Annotated in this window: 16 protein-coding genes; 7 read left to right on the top strand and 9 right to left on the bottom strand. The window is 75.1% G+C overall.

Annotated features, from left to right (window positions below; all coding sequences use genetic code 11):
- Positions 1–3: 3 nt before the first annotated feature.
- The 7 genes from H6H00_RS21210 to H6H00_RS21180 all read right to left on the bottom strand — a co-directional run bounded on the left by H6H00_RS21210 (position 4) and on the right by H6H00_RS21180 (position 8832).
- On the bottom strand, positions 4–684 hold the full coding sequence (locus tag H6H00_RS21210) for a response regulator (protein ID WP_185717482.1): 681 nt from the start codon (positions 682–684) through the stop codon (positions 4–6).
- A complete protein-coding gene (locus H6H00_RS21205) occupies positions 681–3197 on the bottom strand; it encodes a sensor histidine kinase (protein WP_255425294.1) in 2517 nt (838 codons plus the stop codon). Before H6H00_RS21205 ends, H6H00_RS21210 begins: the two co-directional genes overlap by 4 nt.
- A gap of 96 nt (positions 3198–3293) precedes the next feature.
- Complete coding sequence (locus H6H00_RS21200) at positions 3294–3920, bottom strand: potassium-transporting ATPase subunit C (protein WP_185717481.1); 627 nt, start codon at positions 3918–3920, stop codon at positions 3294–3296.
- The gene (gene kdpB, locus H6H00_RS21195; RefSeq protein ID WP_185717480.1) at positions 3920–5959 is read right to left on the bottom strand and encodes a potassium-transporting ATPase subunit KdpB; all 2040 of its coding nucleotides are present in this window, start codon (positions 5957–5959) and stop codon (positions 3920–3922) included. Before kdpB ends, H6H00_RS21200 begins: the two co-directional genes overlap by 1 nt.
- Positions 5956–7620, bottom strand: coding sequence for a potassium-transporting ATPase subunit KdpA (gene kdpA / locus H6H00_RS21190; RefSeq protein ID WP_185717479.1), 1665 nt, complete (start codon positions 7618–7620; stop codon positions 5956–5958). Before kdpA ends, kdpB begins: the two co-directional genes overlap by 4 nt.
- Positions 7620–7709, bottom strand: a complete 90-nt coding sequence (gene kdpF / locus H6H00_RS21185; RefSeq protein WP_185717478.1) for a K(+)-transporting ATPase subunit F — start codon at positions 7707–7709, stop codon at positions 7620–7622. The genes kdpA and kdpF overlap by 1 nt, the downstream gene beginning before the upstream one ends.
- Positions 7710–7956: 247 nt before the next feature.
- A complete protein-coding gene (locus H6H00_RS21180; RefSeq protein WP_185717477.1) occupies positions 7957–8832 on the bottom strand; it encodes an ABC transporter substrate-binding protein in 876 nt (291 codons plus the stop codon).
- A 107-nt stretch (positions 8833–8939) separates the two neighbouring features.
- Between H6H00_RS21180 and H6H00_RS21175 the strand changes: the two genes are divergently transcribed.
- From H6H00_RS21175 to H6H00_RS21150, 6 genes are all read left to right on the top strand, one after another.
- Complete coding sequence (locus tag H6H00_RS21175; protein WP_185717476.1) at positions 8940–10256, top strand: MFS transporter; 1317 nt, start codon at positions 8940–8942, stop codon at positions 10254–10256.
- Positions 10253–11293: a Rieske 2Fe-2S domain-containing protein gene (locus tag H6H00_RS21170; protein WP_185717475.1), complete on the top strand. Its 1041-nt coding sequence runs from the start codon at positions 10253–10255 to the stop codon at positions 11291–11293. Before H6H00_RS21175 ends, H6H00_RS21170 begins: the two co-directional genes overlap by 4 nt.
- 1 nt (position 11294) lies before the next feature.
- Positions 11295–11501, top strand: a complete 207-nt coding sequence (locus tag H6H00_RS21165) for a hypothetical protein (protein WP_255425293.1) — start codon at positions 11295–11297, stop codon at positions 11499–11501.
- Positions 11498–12436, top strand: a complete 939-nt coding sequence (locus H6H00_RS21160; protein ID WP_185717474.1) for a PDR/VanB family oxidoreductase — start codon at positions 11498–11500, stop codon at positions 12434–12436. The genes H6H00_RS21165 and H6H00_RS21160 overlap by 4 nt, the downstream gene beginning before the upstream one ends.
- A 12-nt stretch (positions 12437–12448) precedes the next feature.
- Entirely contained in the window at positions 12449–13189 is a 741-nt protein-coding gene (locus tag H6H00_RS21155; protein ID WP_255425292.1) for an IclR family transcriptional regulator, read from the top strand.
- A gap of 233 nt (positions 13190–13422) precedes the next feature.
- Positions 13423–14688, top strand: a complete 1266-nt coding sequence (locus H6H00_RS21150; RefSeq protein WP_185717473.1) for a hypothetical protein — start codon at positions 13423–13425, stop codon at positions 14686–14688.
- Positions 14689–14706: 18 nt separating this feature from the next.
- Here H6H00_RS21150 and H6H00_RS21145 read toward each other — a convergent pair whose 3' ends face one another.
- Positions 14707–16476: an acyclic terpene utilization AtuA family protein gene (locus H6H00_RS21145; RefSeq protein ID WP_221775616.1), complete on the bottom strand. Its 1770-nt coding sequence runs from the start codon at positions 16474–16476 to the stop codon at positions 14707–14709.
- On the opposite strand from H6H00_RS21145, the gene dinB reads away from it, so the two are divergent.
- On the top strand, positions 16477–17712 hold the full coding sequence (gene dinB / locus H6H00_RS21140; protein ID WP_379539959.1) for a DNA polymerase IV: 1236 nt from the start codon (positions 16477–16479) through the stop codon (positions 17710–17712).
- 16 nt (positions 17713–17728) lie between these two features.
- Here dinB and H6H00_RS21135 read toward each other — a convergent pair whose 3' ends face one another.
- On the bottom strand, positions 17729–18139 hold the full coding sequence (locus tag H6H00_RS21135; protein WP_185717470.1) for a PaaI family thioesterase: 411 nt from the start codon (positions 18137–18139) through the stop codon (positions 17729–17731).
- Positions 18140–18234 lie beyond the last annotated feature (95 nt).

Raw genomic sequence — 18234 nt, 5'->3', positions numbered from 1 at the left:
GTCTCACACCTCGAACCGGTACCCCATGCCGGCCTCGGTGATCAGGTGCCGCGGCCGCGACGGCTCCACCTCCAGCTTGCGGCGCAGCTGCGCGAGGTAGACCCGCAGGTAGTTGGTCTCCTTGCCGTAACCCGGCCCCCACACCGCGCGCAGCAGGTCGCGCTGGCCCACGAGCTTGCCGCGGTGGCGCACCAGGAGCTCGAGGATCCCCCACTCGGTCGGCGTCAGGTGCACCTCGGCGCCGTCGCGCACGACCTTCTTCGCGGCGAGGTCGACCCGGAAGTCCCCCGCGTCGACGACCGGCTCCCCGTCGACGGTCGCCACCGCGGCCCGCCGCACCGACGCCCGCAGCCGGGCGAGCAGCTCCGCCATCCCGAACGGCTTGGTCACGTAGTCGTCGGCGCCCGCGTCGAGGGCCCGGACCTTGTCGGTCGACTCGACCCGCGCCGAAAGCACGATGATCGGCACCGGGGTCCAGCCGCGCAGCCCGGCGATCACCTCGGTGCCGTCGAGGTCGGGCAGGCCGAGGTCGAGCACCACGACGTCGGGGTGGTGGTCGGCGGCCGCGCGCAGCGCCCCGCCCCCGTCGGAGGCGACGACGACGTCGTAGCCGTGTGCGGTGAGGTTGATCCGCAGCGCGCGCAGGATCTGCGGGTCGTCGTCGACGACGAGGACGCGCGTCACGGGAGCGGGACCGCTCGGGCGGGGGCCGCGGGGAGGGCGACGACGAGGGTCAGCCCGCCGCCCGGGGTGTCCTCGGCGACCAGCGACCCGCCCATCGCCTCGGTGAACCCGCGCGCGACGCTGAGCCCCAGGCCCACTCCCCCGGTCCTGTTGCGGTCCCCTCGGCGCTGGAACGCCGCGAACAGGCTCTCCCTGGCCTTCCCCGGGCCGCGGTCGACGACCCGCAGCTCGACGCGGTCGGAGTGGGCGCTGGCCCGCACCGCGACCGGCGCGCCGCGGCCGTGGCGCAGCGCGTTGTCGACGAGGTTGGCGACCACCCGTTCCAGCAGCCCGGCGTCGGCGACGACGTCGGGCAGCGTCTCGTCGACCGCCACCTCGACGCGCGCGGCCCCCTCCACCCCGGCGAGCGCGCGCAGCACCACCTCGTCGTAGCCGACGGGGGCGAGCAGCGGGACGACCGCGCCCGCGGCGAGGCGGGAGGAGTCGAGCAGGTTGTCGACGAGCGCGGTGAGCCGGTCGGCCGACTCCTCGACGGTCGCGGCCAGGTCGGCCTTGTCGGCGGCGGACAGCCGCAGGTGCTCGTCGCGCAGGCTGCCCGCCGCGGCCTTGATCGAGGTCAGCGGCGTGCGCAGGTCGTGGCCGACGGCCGAGAGCAGGGCGCTGCGCAGCTCGGTGGACTCGGCGCGGCGGCGGGCGGCCGCGGCGTCGGCGGCGTCGCGCTGGCTGCGCAGGGCGAGCAGGGCCTGCCCGCCGACGGTCTCCAGCAGCCGCCGGTCGGCCGCCGCGAGCGCGCGGCCGCGGCCGACGAGGTGCAGCCCCGGCTCCACGGCCACGTCGACGTCGCAGTCCTCGGGGCGGTCGCACACCGGCGGCCCGACCTCGGCCACCCGGCGCCACTCCCCCTGCGAGCGCTCCAGCACCGCCACCGAGCTGAGCCCGAACGCGTCGCTGACCTTCTCCAGCAGCCGCGGCAGCGGGTCGGTGCGGGTCAGCACGGTGCGCGAGAAGGACGCCAGCAGCGCCGCCTCGGTGCGCAGCCGCGCGGCCTGCTCGGTGCGCCGCGCGGCCCGGTCGACGACCAGCGCGACGAGGACGGCGACCAGCACCATCGCCACGATCGTCACGGCGTTCTCCGGCTGCGCGATCGTCAGGCTGCCGGTGGGCGGGGTGAGGAAGTAGTTGAGCAGCAGACCGCCGAGCACGGCGGCGAGGACCGCGGGTCCCAGCCCGCCCACCAGCGCGACGACGACCGTGGCCAGGAAGAACAGGACGACGTCGGTGGACAGGTCGACGATCCGCAGCAGCAGCACCCCGATCCCGGTCGCAAGGCCCGGCAGCGCCGCGGCCAGCACCCAGCCCAGTGCGCCGCGCGGGCCCGGGATCCCCGACCGCAGCGCGGGCAGCCGCAGGGCCCGCCCGCCGGCCTCGGCGTGGGTGACCATGTGGACGTCGATCGGGCCGGAGTCCTGCACGACCTGGGCGCCGATGCCCTCGTCGAGCGCGCGGGCGAGCCGGGAGCGCCGCGACGTGCCGATCACCAGCTGGGTGGCGTTGACGCCGCGGGCGAAGTCGAGCAGCGCGGCCGGGACCCCGCCGTCCCCCGGGCCGCCCACGACGGTGTGGAACGAGCCGCCCACGTCGTCGGCCAGCGTGCGCAGCGATGCGAGCGCGCCGACCGGGGCGCCCGCGAGGCCGTCGCCGCGCAGGACGTGCACGCACAGCAGGTCGGCCGATCCGGCGCGCTTGGCGATCCGCGCGGCCCGGCGCACCACCGTCTCGCTCTCGGTGCCGCCGGTGACGGCGACGACGACCCGCTCGCGGGTCTCCCAGGTGTCGGTGATCGCGCGGTCGGCGCGGTAGCGCTGCAGCGCCACGTCGACCTGGTCGGCGACCCACAGCAGGGCCAGCTCGCGCAGCGCGATGAGGTTGCCGGGCTGGAAGTAGTTGCTCAGGGCCGCGTCGACCTTCTCCGCGGCGTAGATGTTGCCGTGGGCCATGCGGCGGCGCAGCGCCTCCGGGGTGATGTCGACGAGCTCGATCTGCTCCGCGCGGCGCACCACCTCGTCGGGCACGGTCTCGCGCTGGGTGACCCCGGTGATCCGCTCCACCACGTCGTTGAGGGACTCCAGGTGCTGCACGTTGACCGTGGTCAGGACGTCGATCCCGGCCTCCAGCAGCTCGGCGACGTCTTGGTGGCGCTTGGCGTTGCGGGAGCCGGGGGCGTTGGTGTGCGCGAGCTCGTCGACGATCGCCACCTCGGGCGCGCGCGCGAGCAGGGCGTCGACGTCCATCTCCTCGAGCGCGGTGCCGCGGTGCAGGTGGCGGCGGCGGGGCACGGTCTCGATGCCCGCCAGCAGCGCGGCGGTCTTCTCCCGCCCGTGCGTCTCCACCAGCCCGACGACGACGTCGGTGCCGCGCTCGATCCGGCGGTGCGCCTCGCCGAGCATCGCGAAGGTCTTGCCCACACCCGGCGCGGCCCCGAGGTAGATCCGCAACTCCCCACGCTCACCCACAGACCCATCCTCCTCCCGCACCCCACCACCCCGATTGCAGCAAGGCCACCTTCACGCGATCTCGTTGCGTGAAGGTGGCCTTGCTGCAACGGACGCTCAGCCCGCGCCCGCGGCCGCCACCGCCAGGTTGAGCTCGGTCGTGTTCACCTGCGGCTCGCCCAGGAAACCGAGGACCCGGCCGCTCGTCGCGTCCGCGACGAGGGCGCGGACCGCGTCCTGCGACAGGCCGGTCACCCGCGCCACCCGCGGGACCTGCAGCTCCGCGTAGGCGGGGCTGATGCCGGGGTCGATCCCCGACGCCGAGCTCGACACCGCGTCCACCGGCACCGCGGAGACGTCGACGCCCTCACGGGCCGCGATCGCCTCCCGCCGGGCCGCGATCGTCGCGACCAGCCCCTCGTCGAAGCCGCCGAGGTTGGCCCCGGCCGAGGTGGAGGGGTCGCCCGGGCCGAGGCCCAGCTCGTCCTCGGCGGTGGCCGAGGGCCGCGTGTGGAACCACGGGTCGGCGGCCGGGTCGGCCGCGACCGGGTCGATCCCGATCAGCGACGACCCGACCGCCGTGCCGTCGGCGGAGGTGATGATCGAGCCCTCGGCGGGCCCGGACAGGCCCGGGACGCGGGCGACGAGCCAGATCCCGAGCGGGTAGACGACCCCGAGCAGCAGGGTCATGACCAGCAGCACGCGCAGCGCGGCGCCGGACTGGCGGACGATGGAGGTGAGCATCAGATCCCCGGGATGAGGCGGACGAGCAGGTCGATGAGGAAGATCCCGACGAACGGCGTGACGACGCCGCCCAGTCCGTAGATCAACAGGTTGCGGCGCAACAGGTTCGCCGCACCGGTGGGCCGGTACCGCACACCCTTGAGCGCCAGCGGGATGAGCACCACGATGATCAGCGCGTTGAAGACGACGGCCGAGAGGATCGCCGAGTTCGGCGACGCCAGCTGCATCACGTTGAGCTTGTCGAGCTGCGGGTGGAGCACCGCGAACATGGCCGGCAGGATCGCGAAGTACTTCGCGAGGTCGTTGGCCACGGAGAACGTGGTGAGCGCGCCGCGGGTGATGAGCAGCTGCTTGCCGATCTCCACGATCTCGATGAGCTTCGTGGGGTCCGAGTCGAGGTCGACCATGTTGCCGGCCTCCTTGGCCGCGGCCGTCCCCGTGTTCATCGCGACGCCGACGTCGGCCTGCGCGAGCGCGGGAGCGTCGTTGGTGCCGTCCCCGGTCATGGCGACCAGCCGCCCACCCGCCTGCTCCTTCTTGATCAGCGCCATCTTGTCCTCGGGGGTGGCCTCGGCGAGGACGTCGTCGACGCCCGCCTCCTTCGCGATGGCCGCGGCGGTGAGCGCGTTGTCCCCGGTGATCATGACGGTGCGGATGCCCATCGAGCGCATCTCGTCGAACCGCTCGCGCATGCCGGGCTTGACGACGTCGGACAGCGCGACGACGCCCAGCACCCGGCCGCGCTCGGCCACCACGAGCGGGGTGCCGCCGCCCTGGCTGATCGCGTCGACGACGTCGGTGACCTCGGCGTCGAGCGACCCGACCCACCCGGCCACGGCGCTCGAGGCGCCCTTGCGGATCTCCCGCCCCCCGATGTCGATCCCCGACATCCGGGTCTGCGCCGTGAACGGCACGAACTCGGCGACGGCCTCGTCGCGGGTGGCCTCGCCCGCCAGCCCGAACCGCTCCGCGCAGAGCGCGACGATCGAGCGACCCTCGGGCGTGGTGTCGGCCAGGCTGGACAGCCGCGCCGCGGCCGCCAGCTCCTCGGTCCCGACCCCGCCGACCGGGACCAGGTCGGTGGCCTGCCGGTTGCCGAAGGTGATCGTGCCGGTCTTGTCCAGCAGCAGCACGTCGACGTCGCCGGCGGCCTCCACGGCCCGGCCCGAGGTCGCGAGGACGTTGCGCTGCACCAGCCGGTCCATGCCGGCGATGCCGATGGCGGAGAGCAGCGCGCCGATCGTCGTCGGGATGAGGCAGACCAGCAGCGCGGTGAGCACGATCAGCGACTGCTGCGCCCCCGAGTAGCCGGCCATCGGCTGCAGGGCGACCACGGCGAGCAGGAAGATGATCGTCAGGGCGGAGAGCAGGATCGTCAGGGCGATCTCGTTGGGCGTCTTCTGCCGTTCGGCGCCCTCGACCAGGGCGATCATCCGGTCGACGAACGACTCCCCCGGCTTCGTCGTGATCTCCACGACGATCCGGTCGGACAGCACCGTGGTCCCACCGGTGACCGAGGACCGGTCGCCGCCGGACTCGCGGATGACGGGGGCGGACTCGCCGGTGATCGCCGACTCGTCGACGGTGGCGATGCCCTCGACGACGTCGCCGTCGCCGGGGATGACCTCACCGGCCTCGACGACCACGCGGTCACCGATGCGCAGCTCGGTGCCGGGCACCTGCTCCTCGCCGCCGTCCGCGGTGAGGCGCCGGGCGACCGACTCCGCCTTGGTGCGGCGCAGCGACTCGGCCTGCGCCTTGCCGCGGCCCTCCGCGACGGCCTCGGCGAGGTTCGCGAACAGCACGGTGAACCAGAGCCAGACGGCGATGAGGACCGCGAACACGCTGGGCTCGACGCACGCCAGCACCGTGACCAGCACCGACCCGACCCACACCACGAACATGACGGGGTTGCGGAGCTGGGCGCGCGGGTGGAGCTTGCGCAGCGCGTCGGGCAGCGACGCGAGCAGCTGCGACGGGGCGAACGCCCCGGCCGCGACGGAACGCTGCTCCTGCGGCTTGTCCAGTACTGCGGTCATGCGAGTGCCTCCGCGAACGGGCCCAGTGCGAGGGCCGGGAAGAACGTGAGTGCGGCGACGAGGACGACCGTGCCGCCGAGCAGCACGCCGAACAGCGGCCCGGACGTGGGCAGGCTGCCCGCCCCGGGTTCGACGCGCTTCTGCGCCGCGAGCGACCCGGCCAGGGCCAGCACCGCCAGGATCGGGACGAACCGGCCGATCAGCATGGCGACGCCGAGCGAGGCCTGGAACCAGCCGCTGGTGACCGTGATGCCGGCGAACGCGCTGCCGTTGTTGTTGGCGGCGCTGGCGTAGGCGTAGAGCACCTCGGACAGTCCGTGCGCGCCGGAGTTGTTCAGCGCGGCGTCGATCTCCGCGGGCTGGGCGAGCGCCGCCCCGGTGCCGAGCAGCACCATGGTCGGCATCGCCAGTATCGCGACGACGGCGGCGGTGATCTGCACCCGCCCGAGCTTCTTGCCCAGGTACTCCGGGGTGCGCCCGACCATCAGCCCGGCCAGGAACACCGCGATGACCGCGAGCACCAGCATGCCGTAGAGACCCGCGCCGACCCCGCCCGGCGCGACCTCGCCGAACAGCATGTTCAGCAGCGTCATGCCGCCGCCGAGGCCGGTGTAGGCGTCGTGCCAGCTGTTCACCGCGCCCGTCGACGTGCCGGTGGTGGAGATGGCGAACAGCACCGAGGACGGGATGCCGAACCGGGTCTCCTTGCCCTCCAGCGCGCCGCCCGCGAGCAGGTGCGCCGGGCCGTTCGGGTGGCTCTCGGCCCACCAGGCGACGGCGAGCAGGATCCCCCACAGCGCGCCCATGACGGCGATCAGCAGGTGCCCCTGGCGCCTGTCCCGCACGATCACGCCGAACGTGCGGGTGAGGCAGACCGGGATCACCAGCAGCAGGAAGACCTCCAGGACGTTCGTGACCGCGTTCGGGTTCTCGAACGGGTGCGAGGAGTTGGCGTTGAAGATCCCGCCGCCGTTGGTGCCGACCTCCTTGATGACCTCCTGGCTGGCCGTCGGCGCGAGCGCGATGGTGCTCCGCGCCCCGTCGACCCCCGTGACGTCGACGCCGGCCCGCAGCGACATCGTGACGCCCAGCGCGATCAGCACGATCGCCCCGACCACCGAGATCGGCAGCAGGATGCGGGTGACGCCGCGGGTCAGGTCGACCCAGAAGTTGCCGAGGCGATCGGACCCCGTGCGGGCGAACCCGCGCACGAGCGCGACGGCGACGGCCATGCCGACCGCGGCCGAGACGAAGTTCTGCACCGTCAGCCCGGCCATCTGGACCAGGTGGCCCATGGTCGTCTCGGGCACGTAGGACTGCCAGTTCGTGTTGGTCACGAACGACACGGCGGTGTTGAACGCGATCCCCGGCTCCACCGCGCCGCGGTCCAGGCTCAGCGGGAGGAACGCCTGGAACCGCTGCAGCAGGTAGAGGAACAGGACCGAGACGAAGGAGAACGCGAGCAGGGCGGCGGCGTAGACCGTCCAGCGCTGCTCGGAGCCCGGGTCGACCCGGACGACGCGGTAGAGCGCCCGCTCCACCCGCCAGTGCTTCTCGCTCTCGTACACCCGGGCCATGTAGTCGCCGAACGGCGCGTACACGGCCGCGAGCAGCACGAGGAGCGCGCCGACCTGGAGCAGGCCGGCGACGGTGGACGACATCAGAACTTCTCCGGACGGATCAGCGCGACGAACAGGTAGACCAGCAGGGTCAGGGCGACGACCACCCCGACGACGTTCGCGACGATCACAGCCTCTCCAGTCCGCGCAGTGTCAGCACGAGCACCAGGAAGCCGCCGACCAGCAGCAGCACGTACGCGATGTCGGCCATAGCCGGACCTCCCACCCCCACCGGCCGTTCCGGCGGGACGGCGAGAGCGTCCCCCCGGCCCGGGTGGTGGCGGGGCGCCCGCTACGGGGGCTTGACGGCCGGGGGCGCCGCCTTGACGCGATCTTGACGTCCGGGGTGACGGCGCGCACGCGCGTCACCCGGTGCGCTCAGAGCCGCGCGATCCGGCCGGGCGGGGCCGGTGCGACGGCGTCCGGGTGCAGGGCCCCGGCCAGCGCCTCGATCCCGTCGACGAGCCGGGGTCCGGCCCGCACGACGTAGGACGCGGAGTCCATCGCCAGCACCGGGACGTCGGGCAGCAGCGGGCGGACCGCGGCGGCCTGCGTGCGGGCGTCGTCGAGGCCGTAGCCGCAGGGGGCGACGACGACCACGTCGGCGTCGGGCAGGTCGGCCCAGTCCACGGTGGTGCTGCGGCCCGCGTCGACGCCGCCGACCGGCTCACCGCCCGCGCGGCGCACGAGCTCGGGGACCCAGTGCCCGGCGAGGAACGGCGGGTCGGTCCACTCCAGCACGAGCACCCGCGGCCGGGCCCGGTCCGCCACCGCCCGCCCGACGGCGTCGAGCCGCCCCCGCAGCTCCCCCACCAGTGCGTCGGCGGTGTCGGGGGCCCCGCCGCGGTGCCCGACGGCGGCGATCGCGGCCAGCACGTCGTCGACGGAGTGCGGGTCGATCGACAGCACCTCGGCGTCGGACCCGAGGAGGGCCAGCGCGTCGGCGACCGACCCCGCCGGCAGCGCGCAGACCCGGCACAGGTCCTGCGTGAGGATCAGCTCGGGCCGCAGCCGGCCGAGCGCGTCGGCGTCGACCTCGTACATCGGCAGGCCGCGCGCGGACCGGTCGCGCACCACGGCGTCGATCTCCCCGGGGGCGAGCCCGGCGGGCAGTGCGGTGTCGACGACGACCGGCACGCGGTCGCGGATCCCGGCCGGGTGGTCGCACTCGAAGGTGACCGCCACGAGGTCGTCGACCAGGCCGACGGCGGCGGCGATCTCGGTGGCGGCGGGCAGCAACGACGCGATCCGCATGCGACCAGCCTACGGAGGTCGGTCTTCCGGCATCCGGAAAGCCTGTTCGTCGCGGCACACCGTCCTCGTCACTCTGATCGGACCACCACGACACGACGGAGTGCCGCATGAGCGTGAGACAAGCCCTGGACGACGGCCCGATGACCCGCTTCCGCTGGGGCGTCGTCGTGGTCTGCGTGCTGCTGAACATGATCGACGGGTTCGACGTGCTGGTGATGGCGTTCACCGCGTCGTCCGTCAGCGCCGAGTGGGGCCTGACCGGCACCCAGACCGGGCTGCTGCTCTCCGCGGGCCTCGTCGGCATGGCGCTCGGGTCGCTGCTCGTGGCGCCGTGGGCCGACCGCGTCGGGCGCCGCCCGATCATCCTCGGCTGCCTGGTCGTCGCGAGCGCGGCGATGCTGCTGTCGTCGGTCAGCCAGAACGCGGTGCAGCTCGGGCTGCTGCGCGTGATCACCGGCGTCGGCATCGGCGGGATCCTGGCCAGCAGCAACGTGATCGCGTCGGAGTACGCGTCGCGGCGCTGGCGCGGGTTCGCCGTCAGCCTCAACTCCACCGGCTACGCGCTCGGCGCCACGCTCGGCGGCGTCGTCGCGGCCGTCCTGATCGGCGGCCAGGGGTGGCGCGCGGTGTTCCTGTTCGGCGGCGTCGTGACGCTGCTGGCGGTCCCGCTGGTGTTCCTGCGGCTGCCCGAGTCGATGGACTTCCTGCTCACCCGCGGCGACCTCGGCCGCGTCAACGCCCTCGCCGCCCGCATGGGCCTGCCCCACCAGGACCGCCTCCCCGACGCCACCGGAGCCCCCACCGGCGTCGGCGCGGGCTTCCGGTCGCTGCTCGCCCCCGAGCTGCGGCGCACCACCCTGATCCTCTGGGTCGCGTTCTTCGGCGTGATGGCCGGCTTCTACTTCGTGACGAGCTGGACGCCCACGCTGCTCGTCGACGCCGGCCTGACGCCCGGCCAGGGCATCGCGGGCGGCACGCTGCTCAACGTCGGCGGCATCTTCGGCGCCGCGTTCCTCGGCCTGCTGGCCACGAAGTTCGCGCTGCGCAACGTCCTGATCGCCTACCTGGTGATCACCGCGGCGCTGCTGGCCGTGTTCATCGCCTCGACGTCGTCGCTGGCGCTGGCGTTCGTGCTGGGCGGGCTGATCGGGCTGTTCGTCAACGGCTGCGTCGCGGGCCTCTACGCCCTGACCCCCGGGATCTACGCCGCGGGCGTCCGCACCACGGGCGTCGGCACGGCGCTGGGCATCGGCCGCGCCGGGGCCATCCTCGCGCCCGCACTGGCCGGCGTCCTGCTCGACGGCGGGGCGACCCCGCAGAACCTCTACCTCGTGGTCGGAGCGGTGTTCGTCGCCGTGGCCGCCGTCCTCACCCTGCTGCGCGCCGTCGCGCCCGTGGCCACGCCCACCAAGGAGCTCGCATGATCGTCCGGAACCAGTGGTACGTCGCGGCGTACGGCCGCGAGATCACCCACGACCTGTTCTCCCGCACGATCTGCGGCGAGTCGATCCTGTTCTGGCGCACGGAGGCCGGGGCCGTCACCGCGATGGCCGACCGCTGTGTGCACCGCCGCTTCCCGCTCTCCCAGGCCCCGACGCGGCTGGTCGGCGACCAGGTCGTCTGCGGCTACCACGGCTTCACCTACGGCGCCGACGGCGCGTGCGTCGCGGTGCCGGGCCAGACCCGCGTGCCGCGCACCGCCCGGCTGCGCTCCTACCCCGTCGTGGAGCAGGACTCGTTCGTCTGGGTGTTCATCGGGGACCCGGACCTCGCCGGGGGCGTCCGCATCCCGCGCGCGCCGTGGCTGGACTCGCCCGGCTGGACCGCCGTCTCCGGCATGGAGCCCCTCGCGGCCCGCGCCGGCCTGCTCGTCGACAACCTGCTCGACCTCTCCCACGAGACCTACCTGCACGGCGGCTACATCGGCACGCCGGAGGTGGCGGGCACGCCGATCACCACCGAGGTCGACGACGAGGCGGGGATCGTCTACGTCTCCCGCCACATGGACGACGCCGAGTGCCCGCCGTTCTACTCCCGCTCCACCGGCCTGAGCGGCCGGATCTCGCGCTGGCAGGACATCGAGTACACGCCGCCGTGCCTGTACCTGCTGCACAGCCGGATCGCGCCGGTCGGGTCGCAGCCGAACCCGGACGGGACGGACCCGGACGCCTTCCACGTCGAGGTCGTCTACGCGATCACGCCGGAGACGGAGACCTCCACGCACGACTTCTGGGCCGTGGCCCGCGACTTCGCGCTCGACGACGAGGAGGTCTCCGCGTTCCTCGCCGAGCAGAACCGCACCGTCGTGCTGCAGGACGTCGAGGCGCTGGACGTGCTGGAGCAGGTGATCGCGTCCGAGCCGGCCGGGTACCAGGAGCTGTCGATCAACATCGACACCGGCGGGCTGGCCGCGCGCCGCATGCTGGCGCGGCTCGCTTCGTCGACGGCCGTGCGGGTCTGACGTGGAGCCGACCCGGATGCTGACCGGCCGCGGCGTGCTGCGCGTGGTCTGGCTGCCCGGCAGCGACCGGCTGCAGGGCACCTGCCACTGCGGCGCGGTGCACGTCGCCGAGGGGCCCGTCGAGGTGTGGGAGTGGCTGCTCGCGCACCCCGTCGGCCACGGCACCGCCGTCCCCCGCACGCCCGAGCCGGTGGGAGCGCACGCATGACCGAGCCCGAGTCCGACCTCGTCGTCGACGCCCGCGCGGTGGTCGCCGACGGCGTGCTGGCCCTGACGCTGCGCGACCCGTCCGGCGCCGACCTGCCGTCGTGGGAGCCCGGTGCGCACGTCGACCTGCTGCTGAAGGACGACCTCGTGCGGCAGTACTCACTGTGCGGCGACCCCGCCGACCGGTCGACGTGGCGCGTCGCGGTGCTGCGCGAGCCCGACGGCCGCGGCGGGTCCGCCTTCGTCCACGACGCGCTGCGCCCCGGCGACACCGTGCGCGTCCGCGGGCCGCGCAACCACTTCGCGCTGGAGCCCGCGCCGCGGTACGTGTTCGTGGCCGGCGGCATCGGGATCACCCCGATCCTGCCGATGCTGGCCGCCGCGACGGCCGCGGGGGCGCAGTGGCGGCTCGTCTACGGGGGCCGATCGGCGGCGTCGATGGCGTTCGTCGACGACCTGCGCGCGGCCCACGGCGACCGCGTCGAGATCCGCCCGCAGGACGAGCACGGCCTGCTCGACCTCGACGTGTTCGCGCCCGACACGCTGGTCTACTGCTGCGGCCCGGCGCCCCTGCTCGACGCGATCGAGGAGCGCTGCCCGGACGGGTCCCTGCGGGTGGAGCGGTTCGCGCCCAAGCACGTCGGCGGCGCCGCCGCGGACGGTTCGGGGGACTCCTTCGAGGTGGAGCTGTCCTCCAGCGGCACGGTCCTCACCGTGCCGGTCGACCGGACCGTGCTCGAGACGCTGGAGGGCGCGGGGGTCGACATCCTGTCGTCGTGCCGGGAGGGCACGTGCGGCACCTGCGAGACGGGGGTGCTGTCCGGCGAGGTCGACCACCGCGACTCGCTGCTCACCGACGCCGAGCAGGCCGCGCACGACACGATGTTCGTCTGCGTCTCCCGGGCGGCGTGCGGGAGACTCGTGCTCGACCTGTAGGAGGTGGCGCCGGTGCCCCGTCCCGGACCGGTGCTGGCCCGCGGCCTGCGCATCCTCGACGCCTTCTCCGCCGACCACCCGGCGCTGACGCTGTCCGAGCTCGCCCGCCGCGCGGAGCTGCCGCTGTCGACCGTGCACCGCCTCGCCGGGGAGCTGGTCGGCTGGGGCGCGCTGGAGCGGGGTGCGGACGGGCGGTTCCGGATCGGGCTGCGGCTGTGGGAGGTGGGGGCGCTCGCGCCGCGCGGGTCGGCCCTGCGGGAGCGGGCGCTGCCGTTCCTGGAGGACCTCAGCCAGGTCACGCGGGAGAACGTGCAGCTCGCGGTGCGCGAGGGCGTCGAGGTCGTGTTCGTCGAGCGGATCGCCGGGTCCGGCGCGGTGCCGGTGCTCACCCGCGTCGGCGGGCGGTTCGCGCTGACCGCCACCGGCGTCGGGCTGGTCCTGCTCGCGCACGCGCCGCCGGAGCTTCAGGAGGAGGTGCTGACGGGGCCGGTGGAGCGGTACACGCCGCACACCGTCACCGACCCGCGGGCGCTGCGCGGGATGCTCGCCGACGTCCGGGTGAGCGGGTACGCGGTGAGCGACCGGCAGGTCACCGACGACGCGCTGTCGGTCGCCGCACCCGTGCACGACCGGCGCGGGGCCGTGGTCGCGGCGGTGTCGCTGGTCGTGCGGCACGGCACCGCGACGCCGCTGGCCCTCGCCCCGCTGGTCCGGACGAGTGCGCGGGCGATCAGCCGCGCACTGGGGGCCTAGCGGCGGACGGGCACGGTTCGCCGAACGCGGACGGGCTGCTGCGCCGAACGCCGGAGTCGCTCGCGGCATCCGGTCGAGCGACACGACCAACGGCCCCGCCGTGACGGTCAGTGGCCCGTTGGGCCGTTCAGGTGGCTGTCGGTGAACGGGCGAATGACACCTAGCGACGGGCCGGTTACCGCGCGACGATCGGCACCCCCTCCCCCACCCGCTCGCCCGGAAGGCCCCCGACCGTGGACGCGCTCTCCCCGACCCGACGGCGCTCCCCGCACGCCGTCACCGTCGCCGACCTGCTGTGCCGCTACTCGACCACCCCGTCCGTCGAGGCACGCCCCCCGGTGGTGCCGCCGGGCGAGCCGGTGCCGGTGTCGGCCCTGCTGCGGCGCGAGGGCCGGGCGCGACGCGCGCTGGACCGTCCGCTGGTACCCCGCGGCCACTCCCGGCCCACGCCCGAGCCGGACGCCGACGAGCCGCCGCGCCACCACGTCCGCCGGGCCACCGCCGCGGCGGGCGCGCTGTTCGTCGTCGGGGCGGTGTTCGGAACGACCGCGCTGGAGGACGCCCTGCTGCTGCCGTCCCCCGAGGCCGACGCCGGGGAGCCGTCCGGGTCCGCGGGGATCGACGGCGGGGTCGACCGGCCGGGTCTCCTCGCCGGGCCCGACGTCGCGCGGGCCTCGACCGCGCTGCCCCTCGCCGACGCCCCGCCCGTCAGCGGGACGGACATCGGCCGGGCCGTGCTGGCCCCGTTCACGGGGCCCGTCGCGCGGGGCGCGTCCGCCCCGGCGGGCACCGCGGCGGCACCGGGCACCGCGGCCGCACCGGGGTCCGGCGCCGTTCCGGGTGCCGGCGCCGTCCCGGGTTCCCCTGCCGCTCCGGGCCCGGTCGCGACACCGGGCACCCCGGTCGTCCCGGGGCCCGCGGTGCCGCCGCCCGGCGCGGAGCCGTCGACGCCGCCCGGGCCCGGCGGTCCCGGCACGGCCGGGCCGACCCCGCCCGGGTCGCCGACGGTCACCGTGCCGGTCCCCGACCTCGGCACCCCCGAGGTCGAGGTGCCCGCCGTCGTCCTGCCGCCCACCCCGATCGGCCCGGTCGCCACCCCGCCGGTCACGGTCGGCGGGGCCACCGTCACCACCCCCGACCTCGGGGTGACCGTCGACGGGGAGGGTGTCGGCGTGGCCACCTCCGACACCGTCGCGGACCTCCCGGACGCCGAGGTCGGTCCCCTCGACGCGGGGCCGGTCGGGCTCGGCGCGACGTCGGCGACGCTGCCCGCCGTCACCGTCGAGGGCGCCGAGCTGCTGCAGGTCGGGCCCGAGCCCGAGGTCACGGTGCCGGCTCTGGAGGTCTCCCCGACCGAGATCGAGACGCCGCCGCTGCACGTCGGCGACGCGGAGCTCGACCTCCCCGACGTCGAGCTCCCGGCGGTGTCGACGCCCGAGGTGCCGGTCGTCGAGACCGTCACCGGGCTCCTGGGCGGCGGATCGGGCCTGCTGGGCTGAGCGGCGCCGCCCCGGACCTCAGTCGAGCAGTGCGGCCGGCACGTCGACGATCCGGCTGCGCAGGTACTCCCCCAGCCCCTTCGCCTGGGGGTCGGGGCGGGCGGTGGACGCGACGCCGTCGCCGAGCAGCCGGTGCACCACCACGTTGACCGCGCGCAGGGCGGGCAGCTCGAACCGCTCGATGTGCAGGTCGGCGGCCTCCGGACCGAGCAGCCCGCGGAGCCGGTCGACGGTGAGGTAGGCGCGCAGCCAGGCGTGGCCGGCGTCGTCGCGGGCCCAGATCCCGACGTTGGCGTTCCCGCCCTTGTCCCCCGAGCGCGCGCCGCACACCGCGCCGAGCGGCGCGCGGACGGTGGGCCCGTCCGGCAGCTCGGCGGGGGGCACCACGGGCGGCGGCGGCACGGGCCCGGTCGGCGGGTCGGCGACGACGTGGCGCGACCCGTCGGGCAGCACCACGACCTGCTCCACCGCGGTCCGCGGCACCGCGGCGGGCCGGTACACCCCGTACGCCGACTCCGACGTCGGCGGCGTCGTCGTGTGGAACCCGGCGTACCCGCCCAGTGCGAGCTCCATCGCCGCCCCCGAGAACGCCCGGCCGACGACGCGCGGGTCCGGGTCCATGACGGTGATCTTCAGGTGCGCCGTGGCCAGCGCGTTCTCCGCGGCGTCGGGGGTGTCGAAGCGCAGCAGCCGCACGTCGACGGAGGCGAAGCGGTCCTTCCCGCCCAGCACGTCGAACAGCAGGGCCTCGCAGCGCGCGGCCTTCGCCTCGATGTCGAGGCCGGTGAGCACGAACGTCATGGTGTTGCGGAAGCCGCCGACGTCGTTGAGCGCCACCTTGAGCGTCGACGGAGGCGGGCTGCCCCGCACCTCGGAGATCCGGACGCGGTGCTCGCCGTCGGGGGTGAGCACCGCGGTGTCCATGTGGGTGGTGACGTCCGGTCCGAGGTAGGCGGGCTCGGCGATCTCGTAGAGCAGCTGCGCGGTGACGGTGCCGACGGAGACCAGCCCGCCCGTCCCGGGGTGCTTGGTGATCACCGACGACCCGTCGGCGGCGACCTCGGCGAGGGGGAAGCCCGGGCGGCGCAGGTCGGTGATCTCGTCGAGGAACGGGTAGTTGCCGCCCGTCGCCTGCGGGCCGCACTCGATGACGTGCCCGGCGGCGACGGCGCCGGCGAGGCGGTCCCAGCCCTCCTGGTCGTCCGCGTCCCGGTCCCAGCCGTGCCACCACGCCGCCGGGCCGACGACCAGCGAGGCGTCGGTGACCCGCCCGGTGACGACGACGTCGGCGCCCGCGGCGAGCGCCTGCGCGATGCCCCAGCCGCCGAGGTAGGCGTTGGCGGAGACGGGCGTGCCGACGACCGCGGGGGTGACCGCGGACAGGTCGCCCCGCAGGTCGTCGCCCTCGACGTGGGCGACGGCGACGGTGAGCCCCAGCCGCGCGGCGAGCGCCCGGACCGCGTCGGCCAGCCCGGCGGGGTTGAGCCCGCCCGCGTTCGCGACGATCCGGATCCCGCGCTCCCGGCACGTGCCGAGCACGTCCTCGACCTGGGTGAGGAACGTCCTCGCGTACCCGCCCGCCGGGTCCTTGGCCTGGGCCTTGGCCAGGATCAGCATGGTGAGCTCGGCGAGGTAGTCGCCGCACAGGACGTCGATCGGCCCGCCGTCCACCATCTCCCTGGCCGCGGCGAGGCGGTCCCCGTAGAAGCCCGAGCAGTTGCCGATGATCACCGGTCGCGTCACGGTCGCACCGTAGGCGACGATTCTGTCGGGGGTCGATGCGAACATGTGTTCGTGTCCGACCCGAGCCCGCCCGCCGACGCGGCCACCATCCTGCACGCCGACCTCGACGCGTTCTACGCGTCGGTCGAGCAGCGCGACGACCGCCGGCTGCGCGGGCGGCCGGTGATCGTCGGCGGCGGGGTGGTGCTCGCGTGCAGCTACGAGGCCAAGGCCCGCGGGGTGCGCACGGCGATGAACGGGCGGCAGGCGCGGTCGCTGTGCCCGCAGGCGATCGTCGTGCCGCCGCGGATGGCGGCGTACGCCCAGGCCAGCAAGGACGTGTTCGCGGTGTTCCGCGACACCACGCCGCTGGTCGAGGGCATCTCGATCGACGAGGCGTTCCTCGAGGTCGGCGGGCTGCGGCGGATCGCGGGTGCGCCGGTCGAGATCGCGGCGCGGCTGCGGGAGCGGGTCGCCGCCGAGGTGGGGCTGCCGATCACGGTGGGCGTCGCGCGCACGAAGTTCCTGGCCAAGGTGGCCAGCGGGGTGGCCAAGCCCGACGGGCTGCTGCGGGTGGCCCCGGAGGCCGAGCTCGCGTTCCTGCACCCGCTGCCGGTGCGCCGGCTGTGGGGCGTCGGGGCCGTCACCACGGAGAAGCTGCACGCGATGGGCATCCGCACGGTCGGCGAGGTCGCCGCGGTGGGTGAGCCCGCGCTGGTCTCGATGCTCGGCCGGGCCGGCGGGCGGCACCTGCACGCCCTGGCCCACAACCGCGACCCGCGCCCGGTGCAGGCCACCGAGCGGCGGCGCTCGATCGGGTCGCAGCAGGCGCTGGGCCGGCGCCCCCGCAGCCCCGACGAGCTCGACGCCCTGCTCGCCGGCACGCTCGACCGCCTGGGGCGGCGGCTGCGCGGCGGCCACCGCGTCTGCCGCACGGTGGTGCTGCGGCTGCGCTTCGGCGACTTCTCCCGCGCCACCCGCTCGCACACCGTCCCCGAGGCCACCGCGCACACCGCCACCCTGCTGGCCGCGTGCCGGGAGCTGCTGGTCGCGGCGCTGCCGATGATCCGCGAGCGCGGGCTCACGCTGCTCGGGGTCTCGCTGGGCAACCTCGCCGACGACGACGCCGTCCAGCTCGCGCTGCCCTTCGACCGCGCGGCGGGCGCCGCGCTCGACTCCACCCTCGACGACCTGCGCGCCCGCTTCGGCGCCCGCTCGGTCACCCGCGGCACGCTGCTGCGCACCCGCGCCCCGCTGGAGGTGCCCCTGCTCCCCGACGACCCGCCCCCCGACGACCCCTGACCGCCACCCCGCCGGGTCAGCGGATGTCGATCACCGACTTCGTGATCTGCGAGCGGGCGACGAGGCGCAGGCCCACCGCGGCGGTGGCGGTCACGAAGCCGAGGCGGCGGGTGCGGCGCTCCACCGCGGCCGTCACCGTCACCTCCTCCCCCGCCCGCCCCGGGCTGAGGATCTGGGTGGAGATGTGGTGGGTCACGGCGTGCTCGGCGGCGTCGAGGTGCGGGAGCAGGGCCAGGAAGGCGGTCAGCTCCAGGATCGAGCCCAGCGCCCCGGCGTGCAGGGTGCCGCCCGGGTTGATCGCCAGCCCGGCCACGGGGAAGACCACGCCCGCGGCGGGATCGGACGGGTCCAGCGCCCGGGCCTCGAGGGCCACCTGCAGCGGGATGGCGAGCGCGGCCGCGGCCCGCTCGGCGAGGGTGTCGGTCACGCCCGCAGCGTGCCACCCGGGCGTCCGGGCGGACCCGCGCGCCTCCCGACCACGGGGCGTGATCACCGAGGTTCCTCCGTCCGGCCGCACACCCC

The sequence above is a fragment of the Pseudonocardia petroleophila genome (assembly GCF_014235185.1).
Classification (GTDB): domain Bacteria; phylum Actinomycetota; class Actinomycetes; order Mycobacteriales; family Pseudonocardiaceae; genus Pseudonocardia; species Pseudonocardia petroleophila.
This window is presented reverse-complemented; position numbering and strand designations above follow the sequence as displayed.

Coding starts and splice junctions, on each gene's coding strand:
- H6H00_RS21200 (WP_185717481.1), bottom strand. CDS start 3,920: ATGCTCACCTCCATCGTCCGCCAGTCCGGCGCCGCGCTGCGCGTGCTG.
- kdpB (WP_185717480.1), bottom strand. CDS start 5,959: ATGACCGCAGTACTGGACAAGCCGCAGGAGCAGCGTTCCGTCGCGGCC.
- kdpA (WP_185717479.1), bottom strand. CDS start 7,620: ATGTCGTCCACCGTCGCCGGCCTGCTCCAGGTCGGCGCGCTCCTCGTG.
- H6H00_RS21180 (WP_185717477.1), bottom strand. CDS start 8,832: ATGCGGATCGCGTCGTTGCTGCCCGCCGCCACCGAGATCGCCGCCGCC.
- H6H00_RS21175 (WP_185717476.1), top strand. CDS start 8,940: ATGAGCGTGAGACAAGCCCTGGACGACGGCCCGATGACCCGCTTCCGC.
- H6H00_RS21170 (WP_185717475.1), top strand. CDS start 10,253: ATGATCGTCCGGAACCAGTGGTACGTCGCGGCGTACGGCCGCGAGATC.
- H6H00_RS21160 (WP_185717474.1), top strand. CDS start 11,498: ATGACCGAGCCCGAGTCCGACCTCGTCGTCGACGCCCGCGCGGTGGTC.
- H6H00_RS21145 (WP_221775616.1), bottom strand. CDS start 16,476: ATGTTCGCATCGACCCCCGACAGAATCGTCGCCTACGGTGCGACCGTG.